Consider the following 14,141-nt stretch of genomic DNA (forward strand, 5'->3'; position numbering starts at 1 on the left):
CGCGCTGGCGTCGGCGGCGGTGATCGTCACCGTTGCGAACGGCCGCATCAGCCACGCGCGCGTCGCGCTCGGCGGCGTCGGCACGAAGCCGTGGCGCTCGCGCGAAGCGGAAGCCGCGCTCGTGTCGGCGGCGCCCGACGAAGCGAGCTTCGCGCGCGCTGCCGCTGCCGCGCTTGCCGGCGCGAAGCCGCAGAGCCAGAACGGCTTCAAGGTCGAACTCGCGCAGCGCTGCCTCGTGCATGCGCTCAAAGAGGCCGCCACGGCCTGACACAGTCAAAGGAACCCTTTCCATGCCCATCGCGCTCGACTCCACGCAGTCCGTCATCGGACGGCCGTACTCGCGCATCGAGGGGCCGCTCAAGGTGAGCGGCCGCGCAACCTATACCTCGGATGTGGACCTGCCGGGATTGCTGCACGCGGTTCCGGTGTGCAGCACCATTGCAAGCGGCAAGGTGACGTCGCTCGAATTCGCCGCCGCCGAGGCCATGCCCGGCGTGCAGGCGGTCCTGCATCGCGGCAACATCGGCCGCTTCTACCGGATTTCCGGCAACTCGATTGACGGCGGCTACGTCGACGAAGCCCGCCCGCCGTTCGACGACGACGTAATCCGCTACTACGGCCAGTACGTGGCGCTCGTGATCGCGGATACGTTCGAAGCAGCGAGCGCCGCGGCGGCGGCGATCAAGGTCGGCTACGACGTCGCCCCGCACGACGTGCGCGCCGACCTTTCGACCGACGCCGAACTGAAGGTCGAAAGCGAGCGCGGCGACGCGGCGCGCGCATTCGACGGCGCCGCCGTCACGCTCGACGAAACGTATGTGACGCCCGTCGAAACGCACAATCCGATCGAGCTGCACGCCACCGTCGCCCAGTGGGACGGCGAAGGCTACACGTTCTACGAGACCACGCAGTCGATCTCGAACCATCAGGGCACGCTCGTGCAGATGCTCGGCCTGCCGAAGGAAAAGGTGCGGGTCATTTCGCGCTATCTCGGTTCGGGCTTCGGCGGCAAGCTCTGGATGTGGCCGCATTCGCTGCTCGCGGCCGCCGCCTCGCGCCATACCGGCCGCCCGGTCAAGCTCGTGCTCAACCGCAAGATGATGTTCCAGAACGTCGGGCACCGGCCGGTCACGCAGCAGCGCATGCGCCTTTCCGCCGACGCGAACGGCAAGCTCACGTCGATCCGTCACGATTACCTGAATCACCGCGCGATCCTCGACGCGTACTCCGAGAGCTGCGGTGAGGCGACGCCGCTCCTCTACAGCACGCCCAACCTGCGCGTGAGCGCGGCGACGGTGCAGCGCAACGTCGGCTCGCCCACCGCGATGCGCGGGCCGGGCGCGGTGCCGGGTCTGTACGCGCTCGAATCCGCGATGGACGAACTCGCGGTCAAGCTGAATCTCGACCCGGTCGAGTTTCGCATCATGAACGAGCCGAGCGTCGACGAAAGCACCGGGCTGCCGTTCTCGTCGCGGCATCTGGTGGAGTGCCTGCGCACCGGCGCCGAGCGCTTCGGCTGGGAAAAGCGCACGCCGGGCGTCGCTTCGATGAAGCGCGACGGCCTCACGCTCGGCTGGGGCGTCGCCGCATGCGGCTGGCCGGGCATCCGCTTTTCGGCGGACGCCACCGTCGACCTGCGCGCGGACGGCACGGCGCGCGTCGTCTGCGGCACGCAGGACATCGGCACCGGCACGTACACGATCCTCGCGCAACTCGTCGCCGCACAGACGGGCCTGCCGCTCGAGCAGATCGAAGTCGGACTGGGCGACAGCGCGCTGCCCCTCGGCCCGATCTCGGGCGGGTCGGCTGCAACCGCTTCGGTGATTCCCGCCGTGACGGACGCCGCCCGCGCGGCGGTCGACGTGGTGCTCGCGAAGGCGGCTGCGCTCGCGGAGTCGCCGTTCGCGGGGGCCAAGGCCGAGTCGCTCGCGTTCAGCGACGGGCGCGTGCATCGCAAGGGCGAGGCGCCCAAAAGCGGCGTGCCGTTCGGCGAAATCCTGGAAGCAGCGCGGATGCACGCCGCGTCGGGCCACGGCAGCGCGAAGGGCGGCTTCGACGATCCGCTGAAGAAGAAATGGTCGATCCACTCCTACGGCGCGCATTTCGCCGAAGTGACGTGGCAGCCGGAGATCGCGCAACTGCGCGTGAGCCGCGTTGTCACGGTGATCGACGCCGGGCGCATCCTGAACCCGAAGGCGGGGCGCAACCAGATTGAAGGCGCGGTGGTGATGGGTGTCGGCATGGCGCTCTTCGAGCACACGATGTACGACGAGCGCTACGGCGCGCCGATCAACAACAATCTGGCCGACTACATCATCGCCTCGCATGCGGATGCGCCGGCACTCGACGTCTCGTTCCTCGATTACCCGGACACGATCTTCAACGAACTGGGCGCGCGGGGTATCGCGGAAATCGGGCTGGCCGGGATCGCGGCTGCGATCACGGGCGCGGTCTATCACGCGACAGGCGTGCGCGTGCGCCGGTTGCCGGTGATGATCGAAGACCTGCTCGCGGCGGGCAAGCCTGCCTGAGAACCGGCGCGGCTGAGCAAGCTTTTGCGGCATTGACCGCGAATGCCGGACCAATGGGTCCGGCATTCGCGGTCCTCCTTTTTCCATCTGCCCTCCTCCATTCTCCTGCCCGTCACCGCGCGCCTTGACAACGCTTCGTGATCTCCTAAACTTAACCTCATGGTTAAGTATCAGAACGCGAACCCCGGTGATTCGCTCGACCGCATCTTCGCGGCGCTCGCCGATCCCACGCGGCGCGCGATGCTCGCGCGCCTCTCGGAGCAGCACGACCTGCCGGTGAGCACGCTCGCCGAGCCGTTCGCCATGTCGCTGCCCGCGGTGATGAAGCATCTCGACGTGCTGTCCGGCGCCGGGCTCATCACGCGCAGCAAGACGGGGCGCACGGTGGCGTGCCGCCTCTCAGCGGGACCGATGGAGGAAGCGCTGGCATGGCTCACCCGCTATCAGCGCTTCTGGACCGAACAACTCGATCGCCTTGCGGCGTTCGTCGAGGAGGACGCATGTCCGAAAAGCCCAGCCTCACCCTCGTCCGGCGGCTCAACGCGCCGCCCGCCAAAGTCTTCGCCGCGTGGACCGACCCGGCGCAAATAACGCAGTGGATGGGGCCGGGCGACGTCGTGTGCCTGCACGCGCAAGCCGACGTGCGCACGGGCGGCCGCTATCGCATCGTGATGCGCTCGCCCGGCGGCGAAGAGCATGACGTGAGCGGCGTGTACCGCGAGGTCGTGCCCGACGCGAAGCTCGTGTTCACCTGGGCGTGGCGCAGCACGCCGGAACGCGAGTCGCTCGTGACGGTCGCGCTGCGTCCCGACGGCGAGGCGACCGAGCTTACCCTCACGCACGAACAGTTCTTCGACGAAGCCGCGCGCGATCGCCATCGCGAGGGCTGGAGCAGCGGCCTCGACAAGCTCGTGCGGTACTGCGCCTGATCGTTCGCCCCGCGCGGCGCGCCAGCCGCGCGTCCAAACCCGTTGCTCACAGGAGGAGCCGCAGATGGAACCGCACAGGATCGTTTCGAGGCAGGACTGGCTGGATGCGCGGCGCGCGCTGCTCGCCGACGAAAAGGCGTTCACGCATGCCCGCGACGCGCTCGTCGCGCGACGCCGCACGCTGCCGTGGGTGAAGGTCGAGAAGACCTACACGTTCGATACGGCGGTTGGCCGCAGGACGCTCGGTGAACTCTTCGACGGGCGCAGCCAGCTCATCGTCTATCACTTCATGCTCGGCCCCGACTGGGACGAAGGCTGCATCGGCTGCTCGTTCCTCTCGGACCACATCGACGGCATGCTGCCGCATCTCGAGCATCACGACGTGTCGTACGTGGCCGTCTCGCGCGCGCCGCTCGCGAACATCGAGGCGTTCAAGAGGCGCATGGGATGGCGCTTTCGCTGGGTGTCGTCGTACGAAAGCGACTTCAACTTCGACTACCACGTGTCCTCCACCGACGAAGAAAAGGCGCGGGGCAAGACCTTCTACAACTTCGCACAGCAGGACTACGGAAGCGATGAGATGCCGGGCCTCTCGGTGTTCGTGCGCGACGACGACGGCAATGTGTTCCACACGTATTCCACCTACGCACGCGGCGGCGAGATGGCGATCGGCACTTACGCGCTGCTCGAACTCACGCCGAAGGGCCGCAACGAGGAGCACAACCTGATGGACTGGGTGCGTCATCACGACCGCTACGACGACGCCAGGCACGCCACGCACGGATGTTGTGCAGAGATGCCGTCCAGCCGTTGAAAGGCGCGGCGGCGCCGAAGCGGCCGGGGCAATTCCGGCCGTTTCACCGCGCCGCCCGACTCCGCCGCCCCTTCGCCATACGCCCGCCCGCCGCTGCTGCGCACCCCTATCCGTCATGATCTTCGCGATCGACGTATCATAGTCGTCTCCTTCCAACATTCCTTGCGGGAAGTCCGCGAGCGCAGCGTCCTCCCCCCCGGCGCCGCGCCCGGCCATCACGCTGCCGATGAAGCGGCAGCGAGGCTTTTGCCTCCGCAAGCCAAACTGACAGGCAAGCAACATGTTCGAAGGAACCGTTTCCGCCGCGCTGCCCAAGCGCGAGTTTTACGGCGAACTGACAATGCAGGCGCGCGCATTGCTAGCTGACGAAACGAATCGCGTGGCGAATGCCGCGAACCTTTCCGCGCTGCTGTATCAGACGATGCCCGAACTGAACTGGGCCGGGTTCTACTTCCTCACCGGCGGCGAACTGGTCGTCGGGCCGTTTCAGGGCAAGCCCGCGTGCGTGCGCATCGCGATTGGCCGCGGCGTGTGCGGCCGCGCCGCCGAGACGCGGGAAACGCAGGTGGTGCCGGACGTGCATGCGTTCCCGGGCCATATCGCGTGCGATGCCGCGTCGCGCTCGGAAATCGTGATCCCGCTCGTGAGCGGCGCAGGAGACCTGATCGGCGTGCTCGATCTCGACAGCCCGGTGCCCGCCCGTTTCGACGACGAGGACCGCGCTGGGCTCGAAGCCGTGGCCGCCGTGTTCGTCGGCAGCCTTGGCGAGCGCGGCACTGGATCGTAGCGGCCGAAGCAGCTATAACATAAACTCATCAAACGCAGCGGAGGCGGTCCGGCGGCGCTCGCGCCCGTCAGGCGGCCTGCCGCGGTGCACTCGAAGAAGAACGTGGAGGCGGACAGGACGCGCAGGCCGGGACGCGCCGCGCGAATGTCGGTGAATGGATGAACAAGTTATCGGAAAAGCCAGTTGGAGCCTTCCATGAATGAAATGATCAAGCAAAACGGGCTGCAGGTCGCAGCGAACCTGAACCAGTTCATCGAAGAGGAGGCGCTGCCCGGCACGGGCGTCGACAGCGCGGCCTTCTGGAAAGGGTTCGACGCACTCGTTCACGATCTCGCGCCGAAGAACCGCGCGCTGCTCGCCGAACGCGACCGCCTGCAGGGCGAACTCGACACGTGGCATCGCGAGAATCCGGGACCGGTGCGCGATTTGCGTGCCTATCGCGCGTTCCTCGAGCGCATCGGCTACATCGTCCCGGCGCCCGCCAGCGTGCGCGCGACCACGGCCAACGTCGACCGCGAAATCGCCGAGCAGGCGGGGCCGCAGCTCGTCGTTCCGCTCTCGAACCTGCGCTATGCGCTCAACGCCGCGAACGCGCGCTGGGGCAGCCTCTACGATGCGCTCTACGGCACCGACGCGATCCCCGAGACGGACGGCGCGCACAAGACCGCCGCGTTCAACCCGACGCGCGGCGCCCGCGTGATCGAGCGGGCGCGGGCCTTTCTCGACGACAGCGCCCCACTCGCCGACGCCTCGCATGCCGACGCCACGCATTATGGCGTCGAGCACGGCCGGCTCGTCGTGACCCTGAAGGACGGCCGCACCGGGCTTGCCAATCCCGAACAGTTCGCCGGCTTCCAGGGCGATCCGAAAGCGCCGTCGGCGGTGCTGCTCAAGCACAACGACCTGCACTTCGAAATCCAGATCGACGCCGCCGACCCGATCGGCAAGACCGATGCCGCGAACGTCAAGGACGTGCTGATCGAAGCGGCGATCAGCACGATCATCGACTGCGAGGATTCGGTCGCCGCCGTCGATGCGAACGACAAGGTCCAGCTCTACCGCAACTGGCTCGGCCTGATGAAGGGCGATCTCGCCGAAGAAGTCACGAAGGGTGGCAAGACCTTCAAGCGGCGCCTGAACGCGGATCGCGAGTATGCGAAACCCGATGGCGGCACGCTCACGCTGCACGGACGGTCGCTCCTCTTCATCCGCAACGTCGGGCATCTGATGACGAACCCCGCCGTGCTCGATCGCGACGGCAACGAGATTCCCGAAGGCATCCTGGATGCGGTCATGACGACGCTCGGCGCGGTGCACGACTTCGAGCGGCGCCTCAACTCGCGCACCGGCTCGATCTACATCGTCAAGCCGAAGATGCACGGCCCCGCGGAAGCGGCGTTCTCCGACGAGCTGTTCGGGCGTGTCGAAGACCTGCTCGGCCTCGCGCGCCACACGATCAAGATGGGCATCATGGACGAGGAGCGCCGCACGAGCGTCAACCTGAAGGCATGCATCGCGGCGGCCTCGGCGCGTGTCGCGTTCATCAACACGGGCTTTCTCGATCGCACCGGCGACGAAATGCATTCGTCGATGGAAGCCGGCGCGATGATGAGGAAGGGCGACATGAAGTCGTCGGCGTGGATCGGCGCGTATGAGCGCAACAACGTGCTCGTCGGGCTGAACACGGGCCTGCGCGGCCGCGCGCAGATCGGCAAGGGCATGTGGGCGATGCCCGACCTGATGCACGCGATGCTCGAACAGAAAGTCGCGCATCCGAAGGCGGGCGCCAACACGGCGTGGGTGCCCTCGCCCACCGCCGCGACACTGCACGCGCTGCACTATCACCAGGTCGACGTCCAGTCCGTGCAGCGGGAGATGGAAAGCATCGACTACGAAGCCGCGCGCGATGAACTGCTCGACGGCCTCCTGACCATTCCCGTCGTGGAAAAGGCCGCGTGGACGCCGGACGAGATTCGCCACGAACTCGAGAACAACGCGCAGGGCATTCTCGGCTACGTGGTGCGCTGGATCGATCAGGGTGTGGGCTGCTCGAAGGTGCCGGACATCAACAACGTCGGGCTGATGGAAGACCGCGCGACGCTGCGCATCTCCAGCCAGCACATCGCGAACTGGCTGTATCACGGCGTCGTGACGCAGGAGCAGGTGCGCACGACGCTGGAGCGGATGGCGGCCGTCGTCGATCAGCAGAACGCCGCCGATCCGCACTATCAACCGATGGCGCCCGCCCTCGACAGTTCGCTCGCGTTCATGGCCGCATGCGCGCTCGTGTTCGAGGGCCGCACGCAGCCCAACGGCTATACGGAACCGCTGCTGCACAAGTTCCGGTTGATGGCGAAGAAGATCTGAGGCAAGCGGATCGCGTGACCGGTGTGCGCCAGAGGTTGTGCGCCGGTCACGCAGCCTTACTCGTCGGACCAGAGCTTGCCCGCCGTCGCCCAGTTCTCGCGTTTGACATCGGTCAGGATGATGTCGACGGAACCGGGCGCGCAGCCCAGCGTTTCACACGTCGTGCGCGTGATCGCCTCGACGAACTTGCGTTTTTCTTCGGGCGTTCTGCCTTCGAACAGCTGGATGTTGAAAGTCGGCATGGTGACTCCGTGGTCGGGGTGGTTGGGAATGAACAGCGGGAAAGGCCGCTACGCACGATACGACGAATCGATGCGATCGAGCCTGCGCAATAGCGCCGGCCATTCGAGCGCGCCTTCGACCGCATCGCCGTCGTGAAGCTGCTCCGCCGTGCGCGCGACGACCTCGGCGGACGGCACGACGAGACGCGTTTCACCGGCAAGCGCGCGCAACTGGATGCCGCAAGCCTTCACGAGCATATCCATCAGTACGTAAGCCTCGGCGATCGTGCGCCCGAGCGTGAGCGGGCCGTGATTGCGCAACAGCATCGCCCGATGCGATCCCAGGCTCGCAACGAGCCGCTTGCCTTCCGCAGGCGAAAACGCCAGCCCTTCGTAACCGTGATACGCGAGGTGTCCGTGAAAGCGCATCGCGTGCTGCGACGCGGGCAGAAGCCCCTGCGGCTGCGCGGAGACGGAGATCGCATCGGGCACGTGCAGATGCATCACGCACATTGCATCGGCGCGCGCGTCATGGACGGCGGCGTGCAGGGCGAAACCGGTCGCGTTGACCGGATGCTCGCTCGCGCCGATCACGTTGCCCGCAATATCGATCTTGACGAGGTTGGACGCGCAGACTTCGTCGAACGACAGGCCGAACGGATTGATCAGGAAGCGCCCGGGCTCGCCCGGCACGGCCGCCGACACATGCGTGTAGACGAGATCGTCCCAGCCGTTGAGCGCGATGAGACGGTACGCGGCCGCGAGATCGGCGCGCACCGCCTGTTCGGCGGCCGAGACCGGGCCGGACGCGGCAATGCGGCCCTCAGGCTTGTGGGTGAACGACATTCGGATCTCCGTGGTTGGCGGGGAGGTCGGGGCGCTGCACGAACATCTGCACCACCCACGACGCGAGAACGAAAGGCGCGGTCAGCGCGGGCACACCGAGCCACGCGGCGACGCGCTCGATCAGCACCGCGAAGACGATCGCGGCGAGCGCTGCGATGCCGAATCGCGAAGTCGAGAGCGCCGTCAGCGCCGCGTTGAAGCCGCACGCACCGCTCGCGAGCGCCGGGCCGCCCGCGCCGCCGAGCGCATGGAGCGCGAGCCCGAGCGCGCTGCCCGCGAACGCGCGTACGGCATCCGGCGGTCGCGCCACGTAAAGGGCGGTGAGAATCAGGGCGCCGGCCACGGCACCGGTCGAAAAGACAATGGGCGCCAGGCCCGCCAGCGCGGCCTTCAGCAGAGGCGGGAAAAACGCGTGCGGCGCGTTCAGCACGGCGGCCATGCCCGGCATGGCCGCGGCCCCCGCGGACACGGCGGCGCCGGACGGCGGGTCGGAAAAGAGCGGCAGCCAGCACCACGTGACCAGCACCGCGGGGCTCGAATAGACCGGCAGGCGCCAGCGCTGCAGCGCCAGCGTGAGCCGGTGGGCCAGCCCGGTCGCGAACATGGCCGCGACGATCGCGACCGCCCCCGCCTGCGCGTCGTCGCGGATATACGCGAACGCCGCCAGCGCCGCGAGCGCGCCGTTGAAGCCGTGCAGATCGTTACGCGTCGCGTGCGAATCGCTGTCGTCGATGATGCTGGCGATCACGTTGCCCGTCAGCGCGCCGATCAGCAGCGCGCATGCGAGGCGCGGGCTGCAGCAGAAAACCGCCGCGACGATCAGCACGCCGGCCGCGGCATTGCGCTGCAGCACGATCTGGCCGATGCTTCGGGCGAAACTGCGCAGGGAGGTGCCGATGCCGGCATCGGCGTGAATGGCGATAGACATGCTGGGTGCGGATCGGGCGGGCGGCGCGTCCTGTGCCGCGCGAAAGCGCAAGCCGCGACGACGCCATGTCAAAGCGGCAAGGATAAAGCAGTCCGCGCCGCTCGTGCAAAGCGTCCGTGAATACCCGGTATCCGCCCGCGCCCCGCCGCCTTACTGATCGACTACGAAGCCGTCGAAATGCGGGCGCATGGAAATGGGCTTCGAGAGCGGCGGGCGGATCTTCTGCGCATCGGGCAGAAGCGCCATGCCGAGGCCGGGGCCGTTCGGAATATCGACGAAACCGTTCTTCGGCAGCGGCACGCTGTCGACGATATTGCTGCCCAGATGCTCCGGACGCGACTCGAAGATGCCCGCCTCGAAACCTGTCGCGTATTCCTGGACCGCGAAGTTCGGGATCGCGGCATCGAGTTGCAGGCAGGCGGCAAGGCCGATCGGCGACAGCGGGTTGTGCGGCACGACCTGCACGTGATTCGCCTCCGCCATCGCGGCGACCTTGCGCGCGCCGGTGATCCCGCCGCACAGGCACAGGTCGACGCGCGCGTATTCCACGCCGCCGCGCGCCATCAGCGCCTGGAATTCGTAGATCGTCGAGAAGCGCTCGCCGGTCGCGATCGGGATATGGATCTTCTCGGCGACGCGCGCCATCGCGTCCGGGCCTTCGGGGCGGATCGGGTCCTCGATGAACATCGGATGCGTGTCCTCGATGCCCCGCGCGAACACGACCGCTTCGGCCGGCGTCAGGCGCCGGTGCAGCTCGATCAGCAGATCCACCCTGTCGCCGACGACTTCGCGCATCCGGCGCACGTTGTCGATGGCATCGCGCATCTTCTTGATGTGGGTCTTGAAGTAGACCTGGTCGTTGCCTTCGTCGAGGAACGGATTCAGGTGGCCGAATGCGTTGAAGCCCGCCTCCATCTTCGCCTGGCACTCCACCAGGATCTTGTCGATGGTGTTCTCGTAGATATGCCCGTAGATGCGCGCCTTCTTGCGCACCGGCCCGCCGAGCAGTTCGTAGACCGGCACCTTCAGCGCGCGGCCCTTGATGTCCCACAGCGCGATGTCGATGGCGGAAATCGCCGCGTTGATCGCAAGCCCCTGAAAGTAGCTGAAGCGGTGCATGACGTTCCAGTGATGCTCGATCTCGAACGCGCTCCTGCCGACGAGGTACTCGGCAAAACGCCGGATCGCCGCGCCCGACGCCTCGATGTGTCCCCACGCGCCTGCTTCCCCGTAGCCGGTGATGCCCTCGTCGGTGTCGACGCGGACGAACATGAACTGGCCGACGTGCAGCGGCTCGACTTTCGTGATTTTCATTGATGCTCCTTCATTGTGAATCGATGCTGAATCGAAGCGGTTCGTCTGCGTCGGCCGGCTCAGCGCGTCGCCTGGACGGACTCGCCATCCGGCACGCCGCAGCGTGGCTCGGGCGTGTGATCGTCGAGCGTGCGGCCGCGCGTTTCCGGTCCGAGGAACACCGCGACCGCCGTGATCACGCCGAGCGCCACCACGTACCATGCGACGAAATGCGGCGAGCCGCCGCCCGCGGAGAGCAGGCCGACGGCGATCATCGGCGCGATGCCGCCGGAAATCGGCGAGGTGACTTCGCGCGCAAGCGAAAAGCCGGTGTACCGCACGCGCGACGGGAACATCTCGGCGAGCCACGGGCTTTGCGCGGAGGTCATCATGGTTTTCGCGATCGACGAGACGAGGAAGAGCCCGGTGTAGATCCAGACGAGCTGGCCGGTTTGCAGCATCGTGAAGAACGGAAAGATGGCAAGCCCCGAGATCAGCGCGCCGCCCATGTACACGGGCTTGCGGCCGACCAGATCGGACACCCAGCCGAAGAACGGCACGGTCACGAACTGCAGCGCGGTGCTGAACATGAGCGCCGTGACGATCACGTCGCGCGACATGTGCAACTGCTGCGTGACGTACACGATCACGAACGATTCGTAGATATAGGCAAGCGAGTTGTCGCCGAGCCGCGCGCCCCAGGCGCAGAGCATCGGCCGCAGCGACGTGCTGAACACCTCCTTGATCGGCGCCTTCACGACGGCGTTCTTCCGCCTGATCTCCTCGAACACCGGCGTCTCCTTGAGCGAGCTGCGCAGCACGAGACCGAGCAGCACGACCACCGCGCTCAGCAGGAACGGAATGCGCCAGCCCCATTCCTCGAAGGCGCCCTTCGAGAGGTTCGAGGACAGATGGAACGTCGCGAGCGACATCAGCAAGCCGAGCGCGACGCCGACATAGGGCAGCGACCCATAGAGGCCGCGGCGCTTCGGCGGCGCATATTCGATCACCATCAGCACGGCCCCGGCATATTCGGCGCCCGAGCCGAGACCCTGCAGCGCGCGCAGCACGCAGAGCAGCACCGGCGCCCACACGCCGATCGCGGCGTAAGTGGGCAGCAGGCCCATCAGCGTCGTGGAGCCGCCCATCAGCAGGAGCGTGATGATCAGCACCTTCTTTCGCCCGATGCGGTCGCCGAGCCGGCCGAACAGCACGCTGCCCGCGGGCCGCACGAAAAAGCCGATGGCGAAGCTCGCGTACGCGAGCAAGGTTCCGGTCAGGTGGTCGTAGGACGGAAAGAACAGCGTGTTGAAGAGCGTCGCGGCAGCCGTCGCGTACAGGTAATAGTCGTACCATTCGACCGCGGTGCCGACGATCGCGCTGAGAATCGCGTTTCGAACGGCGCGCCGGACCTCCGGCGATTGACGGGATGCGCTTTGCAAGAGTCACCTCTTTATCTGCGAACGCGTCGCGGCGGCGTCCGAAGGGGCTCGCGCCACGCGTTGTCTCCATGGGCTACGGGCATGTGTCCCGTAGAAGGTGGTGTGCGGGAATCGCGCCCCGCTGCACCGGTCCCTGCTCTTTTTGCTGCTCGCTGCTTTTTGCTACGCTTCGGAGCTTCCTTCGGATGCGCATGGCGCGCCAGGCGCCGGCCTGCGCCGCGCGGCCCGCATCGCTTTCCGCCAATTAATGTCTGGAAACGTTTCCGGAAACGTTTCCAGACATTAATTGCTTAGAATTGACCTGTCAAGACACGAGTGGAAGAAATCGATGAACAAGAAGACGGCGGAAGGCACCGGCGCGCGCTCGGGCATCAAGGCGGTCGCGGAACTGGCGGGCGTGGGCATTGCGTCGGTGTCGCGCGTGCTGTCCGGCCAGCCCGGCTCCAGCCCGCAGATGACGCAGCGCGTGCTCGAAGCCGCGCGGCAACTGGGCTACGCGCCGAACCTGCTTGCCCAGAGCCTGCGGCGCCGCGCGACGCATTCGATCGGCTTCGTCGGATCGGATATCAATAATCCGCTGATCGCGTCGATCGTGAGCGGCGCCGAGAGCGTGCTCAGCGTCGCGCGGTACTCGGTGCTGTTGACCAATTCGGGCGGCATTCCGAGCGTGGACGCGGAACGCATCGAGGTGCTGCTGCAGCGGCAGGTGGACGGCCTGATCGTCCTGCCCGCGCTGGAGGACGATCCGGCCACGCTCGCCGCGCTGCGCAACACGCAGGCGCCCGTCGTGCTGATCGACCGCACGCTGCCCGCCGACATTCCCGCACACTACGTACTGTCGGACCATTACCAGGGCGTCGGCGACGCGGGGCGCCATCTGCTGTCGGCGGGGCACCGGCGCATCGGGCTCGTCGTGGGCCGCGACGTGCGGCCGACGCGCGAGCGCATCCGCGCCGTGGAGGATGCGTACGACGGATTCGGCACGCCGCGCGATCTGGTCGTGCATCGCGGGACGCTGTCGGCGGAACATGGGGAGGAGGCGCTCGAAGCCATGCTGTCGAGCGAAACGCCGCCGAGCGCGGTGATTCTGGGCGGCAATCAGTTGCTGGAAGGGGCGCTGCGCGCCGTGGACCGGCGCAAGCTGCAACTGGGCGTGGATCTGTCGCTGATTTGCTGCGACGACGTGCCGCTCAGCCGCTTCCATCAGCCGCCGATCGCCACCGTCATGCGCGACACCGCGCTCCTGGGCAAACGCGCGGCCGAAGTGCTGCTGGCGCAACTGGAATCGCCGGGCAAGACCGAGCCGGTCACCCTGCCGACGTGGTTCGAACCGCGCCAGAGTTGCGGCCGTTTCCACCCGGGAAGATAGGAGATGGGGAAATCAGCGGCGCCGCGCGCAACAGCGAGCGTGCGGGCGGCCGGAACCGGGCGCCCGCCATGCGCTCAACTGAATGCCAGGGGCATCCAGGGGTCGGCTTCGGTATCCGGATAGCTGAGCGACACCGCCTTTCCAATGCGCACGATCTCCTGGACGTTCTGCCTGAAGTCGGGGTTCTTCTCGTATCCGATATACGTGGCGTCGAGGACGGCGGACAGGGCGAACAGCGAGAATGCGATTCGCTCGAGGACTGGAAAGCGGTGTGGCATACCAAGGGCTCCGTTATTTCTGCCATGGATTGTAACAGAATTAAGGGTTTACCCTATATTGCGTTGCAATACACCAACACGCGCGCTCCGGTCGGGCAAGACGGCCGTACTTCGCCCTACACCGGCTTGCCCTCGCTCGACGCCCGGTTCGGCATCAGCGCATTCGTCGGCCGTGTTTCGTCGATCATCTTTTTCGCCTGGAGAAGCCGCAGCGCCTACCCGAACAGCGTATCGGCCAGCAGCTTCACGTTGAGTATCACGATCACGCTTGCCACCAGCCACGCGAGCACCGCCACCCAGACGGGGATGACGAAAACGCCCATCTTCCGCTTGTCG

General features: G+C 66.8%; 13 protein-coding genes and 1 pseudogene. 8 read left to right on the plus strand and 6 right to left on the minus strand.

The features are described 5' to 3' along the window. The 7 genes and pseudogenes from BG61_RS36125 to BG61_RS36155 all read left to right on the plus strand — a co-directional run. A pseudogene (locus tag BG61_RS36125) lies at positions 1 to 268 on the plus strand (FAD binding domain-containing protein); the annotation flags it as partial. 22 nt (positions 269 to 290) lie between these two features. After that, positions 291 to 2,531: a xanthine dehydrogenase family protein molybdopterin-binding subunit gene (locus tag BG61_RS36130; protein ID WP_035935716.1), complete on the plus strand. Its 2,241-nt coding sequence runs from the start codon at positions 291 to 293 to the stop codon at positions 2,529 to 2,531. A gap of 159 nt (positions 2,532 to 2,690) precedes the next feature. Continuing rightward, a complete protein-coding gene (locus BG61_RS36135) occupies positions 2,691 to 3,122 on the plus strand; it encodes an ArsR/SmtB family transcription factor (RefSeq protein WP_035935720.1) in 432 nt (143 codons plus the stop codon). Next, on the plus strand, positions 3,032 to 3,460 hold the full coding sequence (locus BG61_RS36140) for an SRPBCC family protein (protein ID WP_035935723.1): 429 nt from the start codon (positions 3,032 to 3,034) through the stop codon (positions 3,458 to 3,460). Before BG61_RS36135 ends, BG61_RS36140 begins: the two co-directional genes overlap by 91 nt. Before the next feature lie 64 nt (positions 3,461 to 3,524). Then, positions 3,525 to 4,274, plus strand: coding sequence for a DUF899 domain-containing protein (locus BG61_RS36145; RefSeq protein ID WP_035935725.1), 750 nt, complete (start codon positions 3,525 to 3,527; stop codon positions 4,272 to 4,274). 280 nt (positions 4,275 to 4,554) lie between these two features. Further along, positions 4,555 to 5,061, plus strand: a complete 507-nt coding sequence (locus BG61_RS36150) for a GAF domain-containing protein (RefSeq protein ID WP_035935728.1) — start codon at positions 4,555 to 4,557, stop codon at positions 5,059 to 5,061. A gap of 195 nt (positions 5,062 to 5,256) precedes the next feature. Further along, complete coding sequence (locus tag BG61_RS36155) at positions 5,257 to 7,428, plus strand: malate synthase G (RefSeq protein WP_035935731.1); 2,172 nt, start codon at positions 5,257 to 5,259, stop codon at positions 7,426 to 7,428. Positions 7,429 to 7,484: 56 nt separating this feature from the next. Here the strand turns inward: BG61_RS36155 and BG61_RS36160 are convergent, their stop codons facing one another. The 5 genes from BG61_RS36160 to BG61_RS36180 form a co-directional block, all read right to left on the minus strand. Beyond that, positions 7,485 to 7,670, minus strand: a complete 186-nt coding sequence (locus BG61_RS36160; protein WP_035935732.1) for a 4-oxalocrotonate tautomerase — start codon at positions 7,668 to 7,670, stop codon at positions 7,485 to 7,487. Between the two features lie 48 nt (positions 7,671 to 7,718). Continuing rightward, the gene (locus BG61_RS36165) at positions 7,719 to 8,495 is read right to left on the minus strand and encodes a class II aldolase/adducin family protein (RefSeq protein ID WP_035935734.1); all 777 of its coding nucleotides are present in this window, start codon (positions 8,493 to 8,495) and stop codon (positions 7,719 to 7,721) included. Continuing rightward, positions 8,473 to 9,423, minus strand: a complete 951-nt coding sequence (locus tag BG61_RS36170) for an urea transporter (RefSeq protein WP_035935735.1) — start codon at positions 9,421 to 9,423, stop codon at positions 8,473 to 8,475. The genes BG61_RS36165 and BG61_RS36170 overlap by 23 nt, the downstream gene beginning before the upstream one ends. 150 nt (positions 9,424 to 9,573) lie before the next feature. Continuing rightward, complete coding sequence (locus BG61_RS36175; RefSeq protein WP_035935738.1) at positions 9,574 to 10,737, minus strand: mandelate racemase/muconate lactonizing enzyme family protein; 1,164 nt, start codon at positions 10,735 to 10,737, stop codon at positions 9,574 to 9,576. A gap of 59 nt (positions 10,738 to 10,796) precedes the next feature. Continuing rightward, positions 10,797 to 12,158 (minus strand): MFS transporter, encoded by a 1,362-nt coding sequence (locus BG61_RS36180; protein WP_051673026.1) that lies wholly within the window; start codon positions 12,156 to 12,158, stop codon positions 10,797 to 10,799. A 328-nt stretch (positions 12,159 to 12,486) separates the two neighbouring features. Here BG61_RS36180 and BG61_RS36185 point away from each other — a divergent pair, with 328 nt between their 5' ends. Beyond that, positions 12,487 to 13,527, plus strand: coding sequence for a LacI family DNA-binding transcriptional regulator (locus BG61_RS36185; protein ID WP_035935740.1), 1,041 nt, complete (start codon positions 12,487 to 12,489; stop codon positions 13,525 to 13,527). 74 nt (positions 13,528 to 13,601) lie between these two features. On the opposite strand, the gene BG61_RS36190 is transcribed toward BG61_RS36185, so the two are convergent. Beyond that, positions 13,602 to 13,805 (minus strand): hypothetical protein, encoded by a 204-nt coding sequence (locus tag BG61_RS36190; protein WP_035935742.1) that lies wholly within the window; start codon positions 13,803 to 13,805, stop codon positions 13,602 to 13,604. Positions 13,806 to 14,141: the final 336 nt, after the last annotated feature.

This window comes from Caballeronia glathei (genome assembly GCF_000698595.1).
Classification (GTDB): Bacteria; Pseudomonadota; Gammaproteobacteria; order Burkholderiales; family Burkholderiaceae; genus Caballeronia; species Caballeronia glathei.

Bases quoted from the DNA above. Each gene is read 5' to 3' on its own strand.
- BG61_RS36130 (WP_035935716.1), top strand. From the start codon at position 291: ATGCCCATCGCGCTCGACTCCACGCAGTCCGTCATCGGACGGCCGTAC.
- BG61_RS36135 (WP_035935720.1), top strand. From the start codon at position 2,691: ATGGTTAAGTATCAGAACGCGAACCCCGGTGATTCGCTCGACCGCATC.
- BG61_RS36140 (WP_035935723.1), top strand. From the start codon at position 3,032: ATGTCCGAAAAGCCCAGCCTCACCCTCGTCCGGCGGCTCAACGCGCCG.
- BG61_RS36145 (WP_035935725.1), top strand. From the start codon at position 3,525: ATGGAACCGCACAGGATCGTTTCGAGGCAGGACTGGCTGGATGCGCGG.
- BG61_RS36150 (WP_035935728.1), top strand. From the start codon at position 4,555: ATGTTCGAAGGAACCGTTTCCGCCGCGCTGCCCAAGCGCGAGTTTTAC.
- BG61_RS36155 (WP_035935731.1), top strand. From the start codon at position 5,257: ATGAATGAAATGATCAAGCAAAACGGGCTGCAGGTCGCAGCGAACCTG.
- BG61_RS36160 (WP_035935732.1), bottom strand. From the start codon at position 7,670: ATGCCGACTTTCAACATCCAGCTGTTCGAAGGCAGAACGCCCGAAGAA.
- BG61_RS36165 (WP_035935734.1), bottom strand. From the start codon at position 8,495: ATGTCGTTCACCCACAAGCCTGAGGGCCGCATTGCCGCGTCCGGCCCG.
- BG61_RS36170 (WP_035935735.1), bottom strand. From the start codon at position 9,423: ATGTCTATCGCCATTCACGCCGATGCCGGCATCGGCACCTCCCTGCGC.
- BG61_RS36175 (WP_035935738.1), bottom strand. From the start codon at position 10,737: ATGAAAATCACGAAAGTCGAGCCGCTGCACGTCGGCCAGTTCATGTTC.
- BG61_RS36185 (WP_035935740.1), top strand. From the start codon at position 12,487: ATGAACAAGAAGACGGCGGAAGGCACCGGCGCGCGCTCGGGCATCAAG.
- BG61_RS36190 (WP_035935742.1), bottom strand. From the start codon at position 13,805: ATGCCACACCGCTTTCCAGTCCTCGAGCGAATCGCATTCTCGCTGTTC.